This is a genomic window from Pseudomonas sp. FDAARGOS_380 (assembly GCF_002591235.1).
GTDB lineage: Bacteria > Pseudomonadota > Gammaproteobacteria > Pseudomonadales > Pseudomonadaceae > Aquipseudomonas > Aquipseudomonas salmasensis.
Genome location: NZ_CP023969.1, coordinates 3,771,251 through 3,785,868 on the forward strand (window position 1 = coordinate 3,771,251; position 14,618 = coordinate 3,785,868).

16 protein-coding genes are annotated in these 14,618 nt (G+C 60.3%); 8 read left to right on the forward strand and 8 right to left on the reverse strand.

Going from position 1 to position 14,618, the window contains the following annotated elements; all coding sequences use genetic code 11:
- Positions 1-85 precede the first annotated feature (85 nt).
- The 3 genes from CRN80_RS17670 (at position 86) to CRN80_RS17680 (ending at position 1,792) form a co-directional block, all read left to right on the forward strand.
- Positions 86-1,210 (forward strand): GNAT family N-acetyltransferase, encoded by a 1,125-nt coding sequence (locus tag CRN80_RS17670; protein WP_098950687.1) that lies wholly within the window; start codon positions 86-88, stop codon positions 1,208-1,210.
- A gap of 77 nt (positions 1,211-1,287) precedes the next feature.
- On the forward strand, positions 1,288-1,566 hold the full coding sequence (locus CRN80_RS17675) for a BrnT family toxin (RefSeq protein WP_098950688.1): 279 nt from the start codon (positions 1,288-1,290) through the stop codon (positions 1,564-1,566).
- Entirely contained in the window at positions 1,544-1,792 is a 249-nt protein-coding gene (locus CRN80_RS17680; RefSeq protein ID WP_032895852.1) for a BrnA antitoxin family protein, read from the forward strand. Before CRN80_RS17675 ends, CRN80_RS17680 begins: the two co-directional genes overlap by 23 nt.
- Before the next feature lie 148 nt (positions 1,793-1,940).
- On the opposite strand, the gene aqpZ is transcribed toward CRN80_RS17680, so the two are convergent.
- The 5 genes from aqpZ to CRN80_RS17705 all read right to left on the reverse strand — a co-directional run bounded on the left by aqpZ (position 1,941) and on the right by CRN80_RS17705 (position 7,040).
- On the reverse strand, positions 1,941-2,642 hold the full coding sequence (gene aqpZ, locus CRN80_RS17685) for an aquaporin Z (RefSeq protein WP_032895853.1): 702 nt from the start codon (positions 2,640-2,642) through the stop codon (positions 1,941-1,943).
- A 175-nt stretch (positions 2,643-2,817) separates the two neighbouring features.
- Positions 2,818-4,650 (reverse strand): ABC transporter ATP-binding protein, encoded by a 1,833-nt coding sequence (locus CRN80_RS17690; protein ID WP_003193125.1) that lies wholly within the window; start codon positions 4,648-4,650, stop codon positions 2,818-2,820.
- An 82-nt stretch (positions 4,651-4,732) separates the two neighbouring features.
- Complete coding sequence (locus tag CRN80_RS17695; RefSeq protein ID WP_014719428.1) at positions 4,733-5,296, reverse strand: peptidylprolyl isomerase A; 564 nt, start codon at positions 5,294-5,296, stop codon at positions 4,733-4,735.
- Positions 5,290-6,102 carry an alpha/beta fold hydrolase gene (locus tag CRN80_RS17700; protein ID WP_098950689.1) on the reverse strand — a complete coding sequence of 271 codons (813 nt, stop codon included), beginning with the start codon at positions 6,100-6,102 and terminating at the stop codon, positions 5,290-5,292. Before CRN80_RS17700 ends, CRN80_RS17695 begins: the two co-directional genes overlap by 7 nt.
- A 14-nt stretch (positions 6,103-6,116) precedes the next feature.
- Complete coding sequence (locus tag CRN80_RS17705) at positions 6,117-7,040, reverse strand: LysR family transcriptional regulator (protein ID WP_003193120.1); 924 nt, start codon at positions 7,038-7,040, stop codon at positions 6,117-6,119.
- Positions 7,041-7,089: 49 nt separating this feature from the next.
- Here CRN80_RS17705 and CRN80_RS17710 point away from each other — a divergent pair, with 49 nt between their 5' ends.
- The 3 genes from CRN80_RS17710 to CRN80_RS17720 all read left to right on the forward strand — a co-directional run bounded on the left by CRN80_RS17710 (position 7,090) and on the right by CRN80_RS17720 (position 9,228).
- Positions 7,090-7,404, forward strand: a complete 315-nt coding sequence (locus CRN80_RS17710; protein WP_098950690.1) for a 3-phosphoglycerate kinase — start codon at positions 7,090-7,092, stop codon at positions 7,402-7,404.
- Positions 7,405-7,555: 151 nt separating this feature from the next.
- Complete coding sequence (locus CRN80_RS17715) at positions 7,556-8,155, forward strand: FMN-dependent NADH-azoreductase (RefSeq protein WP_032895856.1); 600 nt, start codon at positions 7,556-7,558, stop codon at positions 8,153-8,155.
- A gap of 203 nt (positions 8,156-8,358) precedes the next feature.
- Positions 8,359-9,228: a carboxylate/amino acid/amine transporter gene (locus tag CRN80_RS17720; RefSeq protein WP_098950691.1), complete on the forward strand. Its 870-nt coding sequence runs from the start codon at positions 8,359-8,361 to the stop codon at positions 9,226-9,228.
- Here the strand turns inward: CRN80_RS17720 and CRN80_RS17725 are convergent.
- Both CRN80_RS17725 and CRN80_RS17730 read right to left on the reverse strand, forming a co-directional pair.
- Positions 9,185-10,213, reverse strand: a complete 1,029-nt coding sequence (locus tag CRN80_RS17725; protein WP_098950692.1) for an NADP-dependent oxidoreductase — start codon at positions 10,211-10,213, stop codon at positions 9,185-9,187. The genes CRN80_RS17720 and CRN80_RS17725 overlap by 44 nt on opposite strands.
- 61 nt (positions 10,214-10,274) lie before the next feature.
- Positions 10,275-11,063 carry an SDR family oxidoreductase gene (locus CRN80_RS17730; RefSeq protein WP_098950693.1) on the reverse strand — a complete coding sequence of 263 codons (789 nt, stop codon included), beginning with the start codon at positions 11,061-11,063 and terminating at the stop codon, positions 10,275-10,277.
- 125 nt (positions 11,064-11,188) lie between these two features.
- Between CRN80_RS17730 and CRN80_RS17735 the strand changes: the two genes are divergently transcribed.
- Positions 11,189-11,755, forward strand: coding sequence for a TetR/AcrR family transcriptional regulator (locus CRN80_RS17735; RefSeq protein ID WP_056786582.1), 567 nt, complete (start codon positions 11,189-11,191; stop codon positions 11,753-11,755).
- Between the two features lie 16 nt (positions 11,756-11,771).
- Here the strand turns inward: CRN80_RS17735 and CRN80_RS17740 are convergent, their stop codons facing one another.
- Positions 11,772-13,064 carry a mechanosensitive ion channel family protein gene (locus tag CRN80_RS17740; RefSeq protein ID WP_098950694.1) on the reverse strand — a complete coding sequence of 431 codons (1,293 nt, stop codon included), beginning with the start codon at positions 13,062-13,064 and terminating at the stop codon, positions 11,772-11,774.
- A gap of 192 nt (positions 13,065-13,256) precedes the next feature.
- On the opposite strand from CRN80_RS17740, the gene CRN80_RS17745 reads away from it, so the two are divergent.
- Positions 13,257-14,603, forward strand: a complete 1,347-nt coding sequence (locus tag CRN80_RS17745; protein ID WP_003193110.1) for a DEAD/DEAH box helicase — start codon at positions 13,257-13,259, stop codon at positions 14,601-14,603.
- The last annotated feature ends 15 nt before the right edge of the window (positions 14,604-14,618 follow it).

Genomic DNA, 14,618 nt, shown 5'->3' on the forward strand with positions numbered 1-14,618 from the left:
CTGTCCGCGTGTTTTGAGGATGTGCGCGCGGCTGTGATCAGCGATACTCGCCAGGTTTTCATGCCAAGAAACAATGAGGATGCCGATGTCGCTGCAACGCCTGGACAGCCTGTCCGATATCGCTGCGCACACGTGGGATGCCCTGATGCCAACGGCCCAGCCGTTTATGCAGCATGGGTTTCTGAGTGCGCTGGAAGACAGCGCCAGCGTCGGCCCGCATTCGGGCTGGCAAACGGAACACTTGCTGCACTGGGAAGGCGACCGGCTGATGGCGGCATTGCCGGGTTATCGCAAATGGCATTCTTATGGCGAGTACGTGTTCGATCACGGCTGGGCCGACGCCTGCGAGCGCGCTGGCATCGACTACTACCCCAAGTTGCTGACGGCCGTGCCGTTCAGCCCGGTCGGTGGGCCGCGCGTGTTGGCTGCCAGTGCCGCAGACGCTTTTGAGTTGCTCAATAGCCTGCCGGGGTATCTGGAGATCGAGGGCTTGTCGAGCGCCCATATCAACTTTACCGATGCCCTGGCCGATGAAGCCATGGCCCAACACCCCGGCTGGTTGCAACGCCTGGGTTGTCAGTTTCATTGGCAGAACCGAGGCTACCGCGACTTCCAGGATTTCCTCGACGCCTTGAGTTCACGCAAGCGCAAACAGATGCGTAAAGAGCGTGAACAGGTGGCAGGGCAGGGTATCGAGTTCGAGTGGTTGCAAGGCCACGAGCTGAGCGAAGCCCAATGGGATTTTGTCTACGCCTGCTACGCCAATACCTACGCGGTGCGCCGGCAATCGCCCTACCTGACCCGCGCGTTTTTCAGCCTGCTGGCTGAGCGCATGCCCGCAGCCATCCGCGTAGTCTTGGCCAAACAAGGCACGCGCCCGGTGGCCATGGCCTTCAGCCTGATCGGTGGCGACAGCTTCTATGGCCGCTACTGGGGCTGCCTGGCGGAATTCGACCGCCTGCATTTCGAAACCTGCTTCTACCAAGGCATGGACTACGCCATCGCCCACGGCCTGCAACGCTTCGATGCCGGTGCCCAGGGGGAGCATAAATTGATTCGCGGGTTTGAGCCGGTGATTACGCGCTCATGGCACTATTTGCGCCACCCGGGGTTGAAGAGTGCAGTGGAGGATTTTCTTGAGCGAGAGCGGGTGGGGGTTCTGGCGTATGCCGAAGAGGCGAGGGCGGCTTTGCCTTATCGGCAGGTCTGAACCATCGGTCTGGCAACCGTGCTGACTAACAATAAAATCGCTAATTTGTATGTACAAACGTACATACAGAATGTGCCATGCATTTTGAGTGGGATGAATCTAAGAACAAAGCCAATATTTCTAAACACGGCATCGAGTTTAACGACGTCCCAGATATTTTTCGGCATCCAATGCTGGCCTTGCGCGATGATCGGGCAGATTATGGCGAAGAGCGTTGGATCAGTATTGGCTGGATCAAATTGTTAATGGGTGTGGTCGTATATACCGAGCGGTGTGGTGATGTGATCCGTATCATCTCTGCGCGAAAAGCAACCAAGAAGGAGGCCAAATACTATGACGCAAACATCGAAAACTGATTGGGAGCGCCTGGCCAACATGAATGATAAAGAAATCGACACCAGCGATATTCCTGAGCTGGACGCCGAATTTTTCCGACGCGCCGAGTTACGTGTTCCGGTTAAGCAGGCGGTGACCATTCGACTGGATGCCGATGTTCTGGAGTGGTTCAAAGGTCAAGGCACCGGATATCAGACACGTATTAATCAATTGTTGCGTCAGTACATGCAAGCCCACCAGGGTTGAAGCGCATTCAATAGAGGTCAAGCCGTAAAACACCTTGTAGGAGCGAGCTTGCTCGCGAAGAACGTACAGGCGACGCGGGTTTACAGCTGTAAGCACTGCGTCATCGTTGGCGTTTTTCGCGAGCAAGCTCGCTCCTACAGGGATTGGGTCAAGCTGTTTTCTCTGCACCTAACCATCGGTAGGTGATGCCGCCGATCACCGCGCCGAGGATCGGCGCGAGCCAGAACAGCCACAACTGCTGCAGCGCCCAGCCGCCGACAATCAACGCAGGCCCCGTGCTGCGGGCCGGGTTGACCGAGGTGTTGGTCACCGGGATGGAGATCAGGTGGATCAGCGTCAATCCCAGGCCAATGGCGATGGGCGCGAAGCCTGCCGGGGCTCGACGGTCGGTGGCGCCAAGGATGATCAGCACGAACATCGCCGTCATTACCAGCTCACAGACAAAGCCTGCCGCCATGGAATAACCACCGGGTGAATGCTCGCCGTAACCATTGCTTGCCAGCCCGGAGGCCAGTTCGAACCCAGGCTTGCCGCTGGCGATGAAGTACAGCAGTGCGGCGGCGATGGCGCCACCGATCACTTGCGACACGACGTAGGCCGGCAACTCCCTGGCCGGGAATCTGCCGCCGACCACCAGCCCCACCGAGACGGCCGGGTTAAGGTGGCAGCCGCTGATATGCCCGATGGCAAACGCCATGGTCAGTACCGTGAGCCCGAAAGCCAGTGACACACCGAGCAGGCCGATGCCTACATTGGGGAACGCTGCGGCCAACACCGCACTCCCGCAGCCGCCCAACACTAGCCAAAACGTACCCAGTCCTTCCGTTACGGAACGTTTGAACAGTGACATGAACACTTCCTTAGATTGCTCTATCTGATTAACGGTCTGTGTGGCTTCCCTGCCGCCTTAAATCAGGGCCCTCCTGGGGCCTGATTGCAGTACAGCAGGATTGTGCCGCAAGACCAGCCAGATAGAGAAAGCTGTCAGAATTGTTCGGAATTGAGCAGGGCTTTACCCAGCAAAATCAGTCTATACCGACAAACCCTCCGGTTTGATGCTGCCATAACCGCGAATAAAGCCCGCCGTATGCCAGCAACTCCGAATGGCTGCCGCTTTCGGCGATCTGGCCTTTTTCCAGCACCACCAGGCGGTCCATGCGTGCGATGGTCGACAACCGGTGCGCAATCGCAATTACCGTCTTGCCCTGCATCAGGGTTTCCAGGCTCTCCTGGATCGCCGCTTCCACTTCCGAGTCCAGCGCAGAGGTGGCTTCGTCCATGATCAGGATCGGCGCGTCCTTGAGCAGCACGCGGGCGATAGCGATACGCTGGCGTTGCCCGCCGGAGAGTTTTACCCCGCGTTCACCCACATGGGCATCCAGCCCGGTGCGGCCCTCGGAGTCCGACAGCAGCGGGATGAACTCATCGGCGCGGGCCTTGTGCACCGCCGCCCACAGTTCCTCATCAGTCGCGTCGGGCTTGCCATACAACAGGTTGTCGCGGATCGAGCGGTGCAGCAACGAGGTGTCTTGGGTGATCATGCCGATCTGTGCGCGCAGGCTTTCCTGGGCCACTTCGGCGATGTCCTGGCCGTCGATGAGGATGCGCCCGCCCTGCAGGTCGTAAAGGCGCAGCAGCAGGTTGACCAGCGTCGATTTGCCTGCGCCGGATGGGCCGATCAAACCGATCTTTTCCCCGGCCTTGATCTCAAGGTTCAGGCCGCCAATGATTCCGCTCTTCTTGCCGTAGTGGAAGTCCACCTGCTCAAAGCGCACCTGGCCGTGGGGCACGGTCAGGCGCGGCGCGTTTTCACGATCGACCACAGCCAGTGGCTGGGCGATGGTCTTCAGGCCGTCCTGCACGATACCGATGTTTTCGAAGATGCCATTGACCACCCACATGATCCAGCCAGACATGTTGACGATGCGGATCACCAGGCCGGTGGCCAGGGCAATCGCGCCCACGGAAATCAGCGACTGTGTCCACAGCCACAGGGCCAGGCCAGTGGTGGTGACGATCAGCAGGCCGTTCAAAATACAGATCACGGTGTCCATGCTGGTGAGCACGCGGGCGGCCAGTTGGGTTTTTTCGGTCTGCTCGATGATCGCTTGCTTGGCGTATTCCTGTTCATTCTGCGTATGGGCGAACAGCTTCAAGGTGGTGATGTTGGTATAGCCGTCGACAATTCGGCCCATCAACTTGGAGCGCGCCTCCGAGGAGACCACCGAGCGTTCTTTCACACGAGGTACGAAGTAACGCAGGGCCAGGCTGTAGCAAACGATCCAGGTGATCAGCGGGATCATCAGCCGCCAGTCGGCCTCGGCAAACAGCACCAGGGCACTGATGGCGTAGATCGACACGTGCCAGATAGCCTCAGCGGTCGCCACCGCCGAGTCACGCAAGGAGTTGCCGGTTTGCATGATCCGTTGGGCGATGCGCCCGGCAAAATCGTTCTGGAAGAAATTCAGGCTCTGCTTGAGCACGTAGCTGTGGTTCTGCCAGCGGATCAGGCTGGTCATGCCGGGGTTGATGGTCTGGTGCACCAGCAAGTCATGCAGGCCGTTGAAGAGCGGGCGCAGCAACAGGGCGACCACGGCCATCCAGATCAGCTCGGCGCTGTGGATCTGGAAGAAGTTCGCCGGCGGCGTGCCCTGGGCCAGGTCGATGATGCGGCTCAGGTAGCTGAACAGCGCGACTTCGATCAGGGCGCCGACCAGTCCCACTACCAAGAGCGCGGCGAAGCACGGCCACACCTGGCGCAGGTAATAGAGATAGAAGGGCAGGACTTTTTCGGGAGGGGCCGCGCTGGGGGCGTCGCGGAAAATATCGATCAGCTGTTCAAAACGACGATAGAGCATTAGGTTTGACGCCCGCCGGGCGGGCTCTCCTTTCAAAGGTGCACGGTGCCGTGCGGGCACCGCGCAAAGCTGCCTGCAGACCTCAGTCGATGCGCTTGGCCGACTTGATGATCACAGGATCGATAGGCACGTTCTGCATGCCTTGCTTGGTGGTGGTCTGGGAGTTGACGATGATGTCGACCACGTCCATGCCCTTGACCACTTTGGCGAACACGGCATAACCGGCATCGCGGCCTGGGTCGAGGAAGGCATTGTCAGCCACGTTGATGAAGAATTGACTGGTGGCCGAGTTCGGGTCATTGGTGCGAGCCATGGACAACGTGCCACGCACGTTATGCAGGCCATTGCTGGCTTCGTTCTTGATCGGGGCTTCGGTCGGCTTTTGCGACATTTGCTGGGTGAACCCGCCGCCCTGGACCATGAAGCCCGGGATCACGCGGTGAAAGATCGTGTTGGTGTAGAAGCCTTTGTCGACATAGGCCAGGAAGTTCTTGGTGCTGATCGGCGCCTTGACCGGGTCCAGTTCGATTTCAATTTGGCCGTTGGTGGTGTCGAGCAACACGTGTGGCGCCTTGGCCGGCTCAGCCGCCATCAGGTTGGCAGCGAACAAGGCGGAACCGGCAAAGAAGGCGATTTTTTTCAGCATGGGTCAGTGATCCTGGTAGTGGTTTCGACGGTCTTTAGAAAATCGAGCAAGGTCGCGTTAAAGACCTCGGGTTGATCCAAGGGCGTGGCATGGCGGGAATCTTCGATGACCACCAGTCGCGCATCGGGCAGCAGTTTTACATAGATTTCTTTCTGCGCCACGGGGGTGTAGTCATGGTCGGCGCTGATGACCAGAGTTGGACAGGCAATTCTCGACAGTTGTTCCTGCACGCCCCAGCCCACAATGGCGTCGAAGCTGGCGAGATAAGCACGTTTGTCGTTTCTTGCCCAGCGCTCGGCCATCTTGCGGCGCAGGTCGGCCTGCTCAGGTTTGGGGAACAGCCGATCGCCCAAGGCCTTGCCGATGGTGCCCAGGCTGAGCACGCGGGCCAGGGTCCAGCGTTTGGCCCACTGCCAATAGTCATCGGCACTGCGCACCTTGACCTCAGGCGCGCTGTTGACGATGCACAGGCTCTTGACCCGCAGGGGTTCATCCACCGCCAGTTGGAAGGCGATCATGCCGCCCATGGATAAACCCACCACGTGGGCCGCTGGCAGGTTGAGGTGTTCGATCAGGGCGATCAGGTCGAAGGTAAACCCCTTGATGCTGTAGCGCTCCCGGGGTTTGTCCGAGCGACCATGGCCGCGCACGTCAACCACGATCAGGCGGTAGTGCCGGGCGAGTACCGGCACTTGCAGTTCCCAATCCTGGCTGCTGGAGCCCAGGCCGTGGATCAGGATCAGCGGGTTGCCATGGCCATATTCTTCGTAATGCAGGCTGCAGCCTTCATGGTCGAACCAGGCCATGGGTGAACTCCGTTTCAGGCTTGTTGAGGGGCGGCAAAGGGCGCGTCCAAGGGAGCGGTGTCAAAGGTGCGCAGCAATTCCACGAGGATCTGCGTGGCAGGCCCCAGGGGTTTGTCTTTGTTGGAGTACAGGTAAAAGGTCGGGTTGCGACTGCCGCCTTTTTCCAGGGGCAACTGCTTGAGCACGCCTTCCTTGAGTTCGCGCTCGATCATGTGCCGGGGCAGCCAGGCAAAGCCCAGGCCGCTGCCGACGAAGGTGGCGGCGGTCGCGAGGCTGCCGACGGTCCAGCGCTGTTCGGCGCCGAGCCAGCCGACGTCGCGTGGTTGCTGGCGGCCGGAGTCGCGGATCACCACCTGCATCTGGCTTTCAAGGTCGTGAAAACTCAGCTCACGGTTGAGGCGATGCAGCGAGTGATCGGGGTGGGCCACGGCGACAAACTCCACATCGCTCATTTCCGTGCCCAGGTAGCCGGGGATGATAAACCCGCAAATGGCCAGGTCCGCCATGCCGTCGAGCAGCAACTCTTCGACGCCAGACAGCACTTCTTCGCGCAGGCGCACCCGGCAGCCACGACTTTGCGGCATAAAGGCGGTTAACGCGCGAACCAGACGGGCGCTGGGGTAGGCGGCATCCACCACCAGGCGCACTTCGGCTTCCCAGCCCTGTTCCATATGGTGGGCGAGGTCTTCCAACTGGCTGGCGTTTTTCACCAACTGGCGGGAGCGGCGCAGCAGCACCTCACCAGCCTCGGTCAGCACCGCCTTGCGCCCGTCAATGCGCAGCAGCGGGACGCCAAGTTGGTCCTGCATGCGCGCCACGGTGTAGCTCACCGAAGATTGCGAACGGTGCAGCGCTTCGGCGGCTTGGGCAAAGCCGCCATGGTCGACCACGGCTTGCAAGGTGCGCCATTGATCGAGGGTAACGCGGGGCGCTTTCAAGATGAGCTCCTCTTGTCCTAAGCTGGCGGTCCTTATTGGAGACTGCCGAATGAGAAAATTGTGTTGTGTGTTGCTGGCGCTGCTGCCGATGAGCGCGTTTGCCTATCCTATCGACGTGACGAAAAAGATCGATGGCGTCAGCATTGATTACACAGCGTCCGATGTGGACGCAGACATCAGTTCGATTCAGCTAAGCAACTACGGCACCCAGGATGCTGTGTGTTCGGTAACCTTCACCAACGGCCCGGAATCGCCACGCCGCCGCACCGTGACCGTGCCAGCCGGCAAAAGCACCAACACCACGGCCAAGTTCAACCGCTCCATCATCAAGATGCGTATTGCCCTGGACTGCGCGCCAAAATAAAGCAGCAGCGGAGCATGCCCACAGGAATACTCCGCATATAAACAAATTTCTAGATGGGTTGTAGCAGTTTTTTGCGCTTTTTTATCGAATGGGCCCTGGTTAACCTTCTCTCCATCGACTTACAGCAATTACCGATGGAGCCTACGAAGCCATGTCCAATGTCCTGATCATCGAAAGCAGTGCGCGCCAGCAGGATTCGATTTCCCGCCAGCTCACCCAACAGTTCATCAGCCAATGGCAAGTCGCCCATCCGGCAGACAGCATCACCGTGCGTGACGTCGCGCTCAATCCGGTACCCCACCTGGATGCCAACCTGCTGGGTGGCTGGATGAAGCCGGCGGAGCAGCGTAACGACGACGAACAGGTGTCCCTGGACCGCTCCAACGAGTTGACTGACGAACTGCTGGCCGCCGACGTGTTGGTGATGGCCGCGCCGATGTACAACTTCGCCATCCCCAGCACCCTCAAAGCCTGGCTGGATCATGTATTGCGGGCCGGTGTGACCTTCAAGTACACCGCCACCGGGCCTCAGGGTTTGTTGACCGGCAAGCGCGCCATCGTGCTCACCGCGCGCGGTGGTATCCACACCGGCGCCACTTCGGATCACCAGGAACCGTACCTGCGCCAGGTCATGGCATTTATCGGCATTCATGACGTCACCTTCATTCACGCCGAAGGCGTCAACCTGGGCGGCGACTTCCAGGAGAAGGGTGTCAACCACGCCAAGGCACTGCTGGCCCAGGTGGCCTGAGGCGTTAATCGTCAGATAATCCCGTGCTGCTTATATAGCCCCACGCAAACCCTTCAAGTACGCGTATCGAACCTCCCTTTGCACTTTTTGCTCCTGAGTGCTCCTGCCCGACTGCCGCTTTAGCGAGGTCGGGTTTTTTTTGTGCCGAGTTTCTTCAAACCCCAAAAAGCTTTAATGTCGCGCCCATTCGAAACGAGGCGCGCATGGGCTATCTACTGGTTGTCACCCTGATTCAGGCATTTTCCTTCAGCTTGATCGGCGAATACCTCGCCGGTCACGTCGACAGCTACTTTGCCGTGCTGGTGCGTGTGGTGCTGGCCGGGCTGATCTTTATTCCGCTGACACGCTGGCGCTCGGTGGAGCCCGCGTTCATGCGCGGCATGTTGGTGATCGGTGCATTGCAGTTCGGCGTGACCTATGTGTGCCTGTACCTGAGCTTTCGCGTGCTCACGGTGCCGGAAGTGCTGCTGTTCACCATCCTCACACCGCTGCATGTGACGCTGATCGAGGACGCGCTTAATCGCCGCTTCAATCCCTGGGCGCTGGTGGCGGCCCTGGTGGCGGTGGGTGGTGCGGCGGTGATTCGTTTCGATCAGATCACCCCGCATTTTTTGGTGGGGTTCTTGCTCCTGCAATTGGCCAACTTCACCTACGCCGCCGGGCAAGTCATGTACAAGCACCTGGTGGCGCGTTACCCCAGCGACCAGCCGCACTTTCGGCGTTTCGGTTATTTCTACCTGGGCGCCTTGTTGGTGGTGTTGCCGGCGTTCCTGCTGTTCGGCAAGGCTGACTTCCTGCCGCAAGCGCCGCTGCAATGGGGTGTGCTGGTGTTCCTCGGGTTGGTCAGCACCGCGCTGGGCATGTACTGGTGGAACAAGGGCGCCTGCCTGGTCAATGGCGGCACCCTGGCGGTGATGAACAACCTGCATGTGCCGGTGGGGTTGCTGCTGAACCTGCTGATCTGGAACCAGCACGAACCGCTGGGCCGTTTGGCCCTGGGCGGTCTGGTGATTCTGGGGGCCGTGTGGATCAGCCGGCTGGGTGTGCGTCGGGCGGTGCCGTCGCCATCGTGATCACCACCTTGCCTTTGGCGCGGCCTTGTTCCACATAGTCCAGGGCCGCAGCTGTGGAGTCGAAAGGAAAGGTGCGGTCGATGACTGGCCGGATAATCCCGGACTCAACCAACGCGGTGATTTCATCCAGTTGGGCGCCGCTGGCACGCATGAACACAAAGTCATAGCTCACGCCTTGCTTGCGTGCTTTCCTGCGGATACCGCTGCTCAACACGCCCATGACCAGGCCCAATACCCAGGGCAGGTTCTGGGCGCGGGCGAAGGCGGGCGTGGGTGGGCCGGAGATGGAGATGAGCTGACCGCCGGGCTTGAGAATCTTCAGTGACTTGGCCAGCGCATCCGCGCCAAGGCTGTTCAGCACCACATCGTAATCTCGCAACACGGCCTCGAAGGCTTGCTGTTTGTAGTCGATCACCACATCCGCGCCCAACGCCTTGACCCACTCCACATTGGCGGTGCTGGTGGTGGTCGCGACAAAAGCGCCCAAATGCTTGGCCAGTTGGATGGCGACACTGCCCACCCCGCCTGAGCCGGCATGTATGAACACCTTCTGGCCTTTCTTCAGCTTCGCGGTTTCCACCAGCACCTGCCACGCCGTCAGCGCGACCAGGGGCAAGGACGCGGCTTGCTCCATGGTGATGTTGTCGGGTTTGCGCGCCAGTGCGTCTTCGCGCACGGCAATCAACTCGGCGAAGGTGCCGATACGCTGCTGGGGCGGGCGGGCGTAGACTTCGTCCCCCGGCTTGAAGCGTTGTACCGCCGCGCCGACGCTGAGCACCATGCCAGCCAGGTCATTGCCCAGTGTCAACGGCAACGCATACGGCAGGATCAGTTTGAATTCGCCCTTGGCGATCTTTGCATCCAGCACATTGACGCTGCTGGCCCGCACCTGAACCAGCACGTCGTGCTCACCCACGATAGGCGCGGGGGCCTCAATGAGGCGGCCGGGCTGTTTGCCGTACCGTTCGATGGAAAATGCCTTCATGGTTCAACGCTCGTTGCTTGGCTGAGAAGGGCAGGCGCGGAGCACGCCTGCTACCGGTTGATCAGGCGTTGGCCAGGTAACGCTCGGCAACCTGGGACTGCTTGATCTGCGCCAGCAGGCCTTGTCGCGCAGCTTGCAACGCATCCCAGCGGGCACCGTCCTGCAACGGCGGAATGGTCACCGGCTCGCGACGGTCGAAACCCACCAGCGCCGCGTCCACCAGATCGCCCACTTCCATCACGTCCGTGAGGGTGTTGATATCAATGCCCGCACGTTCCCAGATCTCGGTACGCGTGGCGGCGGGCAGCACGGCTTGCACGTACACGCCTTTGGGCGCCAGTTCCAGGCTCATGCCCTGGGACAGGAACAGCACGAACGCCTTGGTCGCGCCGTAGACCGTCATGCCGAATTCCGGGGCCAGGCCCACTACCGAGCCAATGTTGATGATAGCGCCGTTGCCTGCTGCCGCCAGGCGCGGGGTGATGGCACTGGCCAGGCGTACCAGCGCGGTGGTGTTGAGGGCGACCAATTGCGCGACGCTGTCGGTGGATTGTTCGATAAAACCGCCGGACTGCGCAGCGCCGGCATTGTTGACCAGGGTGCCAATGCTGGCGTCATCACGCAGGCGCGCTTCAACCACTGCCAGGTCCGCGCTCTGGGTCAGGTCGGCCGGGAGGATATCAATGCTGACGGCATGCTGTTCACGCAGTCGGGCGGCGAGCGCTTCCAGGCGCGTGACGTCACGGGCGACCAGTACGAGGTCGTGGCCGCGTGCTGCAAAGCGTTCGGCATAGGCGGCGCCAATGCCGGTCGAAGCGCCAGTGATCAGAACAGTGTTGGAAGTGCTCATGGTGTGATGCTCTGTGAGTGCGAGGAGGTTTTATGATGTCGATCATAATCAAAGCTGTCAACGGTTTTGATTATGATCGACATCATAGTAATATGCCTATCTCGCACGCTGGCAGGACCACTGACATGAAGATCACCAAGGCGCAGTCACAGAACAATCGAGCCCATATCGTCGCGACAGCTTCCGAGCTGTTCCGCGAGCGGGGTTTTGATGGGGTGGGCGTGGCCGAGCTGATGGCCGCGGCCGGGTTTACCCAGGGCGGCTTTTACAAGCACTTCGGTTCCAAGGCGGACCTGATGGCGGAAGCCGCCGCCAACAGCCTGGCGCAGTCATTGGCCGACAGCGCAGAGATGGAGGTGGAGCAGTTTTTCGAGGTTTACCTGTCCCGTCAGCACCGCGATCATCGCGGCGGCGGATGCACCTTGGCGGCGTTGTGTGCCGATGCTGCCCGTCAATCGGACACGCTGAAGGCGACCTTTGCCAACGGCTTGGAAAACACCCTGCAAGCCTTGGAAGCAAAGTACAACGCGGCTCATGAAACGCCACAAGAAGGCGTGCGCGCGAAAATGCTCGACAGCATGGCCCATGCCATCGGCGCAATCATGCTGTCGCGGGCGTGCCCGGATGATTCCGCCCTGGCCGATGAAGTGCTTGAAGTGTGCCGCAAGGAGATTACGGCATCACTGCCGTAATCCCGTTCGCATCACCTTATGCCATTTCGGCGACGGGCACCGGCATGGCCCCAGCCAACGCCGGCAGCACGCCGGCGCGCAGGTCATTGCCACTCGGCTGCTGATACAGGCTCAGCCCGAACTCCGGCAACACGGCCAATAGATAATCGAAGATATCGCCCTGAATCCGCTCGTAATCGCCCCACGCCGTGGTGCGGGTAAAGCAGTAGATCTCCAGCGGCACGCCCTGGGCGGTGGTTTGCATCTGGCGCACCATGCAGGTCATGTTCGGCTGAATGTCCGGGTGACTTTGCAGGTACGCCAGGGCGTAGGCGCGGAAGGTGCCGAGGTTGGTCATGCGCCGACGGTTGGCCGACAGTTGCGCGCTGTGGCCCTGGGCCTCGTTCCAGGCCTTGAGTTCGGCCTGTTTGCGGCTGATGTAGCCGCTGAGCAGGTGCACCTGGGTCATGCGCACTTCTTCCTCATCGTTCAGGAAGCGCACGCCGCTGGCGTCGATGTACAGGCTGCGCTTGATACGGCGCCCACCGGAGGCCTGCATGCCACGCCAGTTTTTGAACGACTCGGACATCAAGCGCCAGGTGGGGATGGAGACGATGGTCTTGTCGAAGTTCTGCACCTTCACCGTGTGCAGGGTGATATCCACCACATCGCCATCGGCGCCGACCTGGGGCATTTCGATCCAGTCACCGACGCGCAGCATGTCGTTGCTGGTCAATTGCACACTGGCGACGAACGACAGCAGGGTGTCCTTGTACACCAACAGAATCACCGCCGACATCGCACCCAGGCCCGACAGCAGCAACAGCGGCGAGCGGTCGATCAGGGTGGCGACGATGATGATCGCGCCGAACACGAACAGCACCATTTTCGCCAGTTGCACATAGCCCTTGATCGAGCGGGTGCGTGCGTGTTCGGTGCGTGCGTAGATATCCAGCAGCGCGTTGAGCAGGGCGCTAATCGCCAGCACCATGAACAGAATGCTGATCGCCAGGGCCACGTTGCCGATGAACAGGATGGCGGTCTTGCTCAGGTCCGGTACCAGGTACAGGCCGAACTGGACCACCAGCGACGGCGTCATTTGCGCCAGGCGATGGAAGACTTTGTTGTGCCGCAGGTCGTTCAGCCAGTGCAGCGCCGGTTGCCGGCCGAGCAATTTGACCGCGTGCAGGATGAGGTAACGGGCGACCCGTCCCACCACCAATGCCACCACCAGCAACACCAGCAAACCAAGGCTGGAATGCAGGACCGGGTGTTCATCGAGGGTGCCCCAAAGGTCTTTGACGTTGAGCCAGAGCTGTTTGATATCCATGAGTGAACCGATTCTTCTTTAAGACAACACGGGGCGATTAGAGCATTTAAGTGCAACAAAGTTGACGCTCTGGACAAAATCGCTGACAAAAAAGCAGCTGATTAGCCCCGTTCGCGTAAAGAAACTCGGTTTGGGCGCGCGAAACCGGTAACCTATGCAGCTGATATTTTGTATTTCTTCGAGGTAGCACCCGTGTTTTCCCAATTCGCCCTGCACGAACGCCTGCTCAAAGCCGTGGCCGAGCTTAAATTTGTCGAGCCTACGCCTGTGCAAGCAGCGGCCATCCCGCTCGCGCTGCAAGGGCGTGACCTGCGGGTGACGGCGCAAACCGGCAGCGGCAAGACCGCCGCTTTCGTCCTGCCGGTGCTCAACCGCCTGATCGGCCCGGCCAAGGTGCGCGTCAGCATCAAGACCCTGATCCTGCTGCCGACCCGCGAGCTGGCCCAGCAGACCCTGAAGGAAGTCGAGCGTTTCTCGCAGTTCACCTTCATCAAGTCCGGCATCATTACCGGTGGCGAAGACTTCAAGGTCCAGGCCGCGATGCTGCGCAAGGTGCCGGATATTCTGATCGGCACCCCAGGGCGCATGATCGAGCAGCTCAACGCTGGCAACCTTGACCTCAAGGAAGTCGAAGTGCTGGTGCTCGACGAAGCCGACCGCATGCTCGACATGGGCTTTGCCGATGATGTGCAACGTCTGGTCGGCGAGTGCGTCAACCGCCAGCAGACCATGCTGTTCTCCGCCACCACCGGTGGTTCGACCCTGCGCGACATGGTCGCCAAGGTGCTGAACAACCCTGAGCACTTGCAGGTCAACAACGTCAGCGACCTGAACGCCACCACGCGTCAGCAGATCGTCACCGCTGACCATAACGTGCACAAAGAACAGATCCTGAACTGGTTGCTGGCCAACGAGACCTACCAGAAGGCCATCGTGTTCACCAACACCCGTGCCGCCGCCGACCGTATCTACGGGCGCCTGGTTGCGCAGGAGTACAAGGCGTTCGTGCTGCACGGCGAGAAAGACCAGAAGGACCGCAAGCTGGCCATCGACCGTCTCAAGGCGGGCGGTGTGAAGATCCTGGTGGCCACCGACGTTGCCGCACGCGGCCTCGACGTGGACGGCCTGGACCTGGTGATCAACTTCGACATGCCCCGCAGCGGCGACGAATACGTACACCGCATCGGCCGTACCGGCCGGGCCGGCAACGATGGCCTGGCCATCTCGCTGATCTGCCATGGCGACTGGAACCTGATGTCGAGCATCGAACGCTACCTGAAGCAGTCGTTCGAGCGTCGCACCATCAAGGAAGTCAAAGGCACGTACACCGGGCCGAAGAAGGTCAAGGCGTCGGGCAAGGCCGTTGGCGTGAAGAAGAAAAAGACCGACGCCAAGGGCGACAAGAAGAAAACCGGCGCCAAGTCGCCGACCAAGCGCAAGATCGCCAACCGGCCGAAGACCGACAACCTGTCGCTCGTCAGCAAGGACGGCATGGCCCCGCTCAAGCGCCGCAAGCCAGAAGCTCCGGCTGCCGAATAAGCAGGCGGGCCTAAA

Bases quoted from the DNA above. Each gene is read 5' to 3' on its own strand.
- CRN80_RS17670 (WP_098950687.1), top strand. From the start codon at position 86: ATGTCGCTGCAACGCCTGGACAGCCTGTCCGATATCGCTGCGCACACG.
- CRN80_RS17675 (WP_098950688.1), top strand. From the start codon at position 1,288: ATGCATTTTGAGTGGGATGAATCTAAGAACAAAGCCAATATTTCTAAA.
- CRN80_RS17680 (WP_032895852.1), top strand. From the start codon at position 1,544: ATGACGCAAACATCGAAAACTGATTGGGAGCGCCTGGCCAACATGAAT.
- aqpZ (WP_032895853.1), bottom strand. From the start codon at position 2,642: ATGTCACTGTTCAAACGTTCCGTAACGGAAGGACTGGGTACGTTTTGG.
- CRN80_RS17690 (WP_003193125.1), bottom strand. From the start codon at position 4,650: ATGCTCTATCGTCGTTTTGAACAGCTGATCGATATTTTCCGCGACGCC.
- CRN80_RS17695 (WP_014719428.1), bottom strand. From the start codon at position 5,296: ATGCTGAAAAAAATCGCCTTCTTTGCCGGTTCCGCCTTGTTCGCTGCC.
- CRN80_RS17700 (WP_098950689.1), bottom strand. From the start codon at position 6,102: ATGGCCTGGTTCGACCATGAAGGCTGCAGCCTGCATTACGAAGAATAT.
- CRN80_RS17710 (WP_098950690.1), top strand. From the start codon at position 7,090: ATGAGAAAATTGTGTTGTGTGTTGCTGGCGCTGCTGCCGATGAGCGCG.
- CRN80_RS17715 (WP_032895856.1), top strand. From the start codon at position 7,556: ATGTCCAATGTCCTGATCATCGAAAGCAGTGCGCGCCAGCAGGATTCG.
- CRN80_RS17720 (WP_098950691.1), top strand. From the start codon at position 8,359: ATGGGCTATCTACTGGTTGTCACCCTGATTCAGGCATTTTCCTTCAGC.
- CRN80_RS17725 (WP_098950692.1), bottom strand. From the start codon at position 10,213: ATGAAGGCATTTTCCATCGAACGGTACGGCAAACAGCCCGGCCGCCTC.
- CRN80_RS17730 (WP_098950693.1), bottom strand. From the start codon at position 11,063: ATGAGCACTTCCAACACTGTTCTGATCACTGGCGCTTCGACCGGCATT.
- CRN80_RS17735 (WP_056786582.1), top strand. From the start codon at position 11,189: ATGAAGATCACCAAGGCGCAGTCACAGAACAATCGAGCCCATATCGTC.
- CRN80_RS17740 (WP_098950694.1), bottom strand. From the start codon at position 13,064: ATGGATATCAAACAGCTCTGGCTCAACGTCAAAGACCTTTGGGGCACC.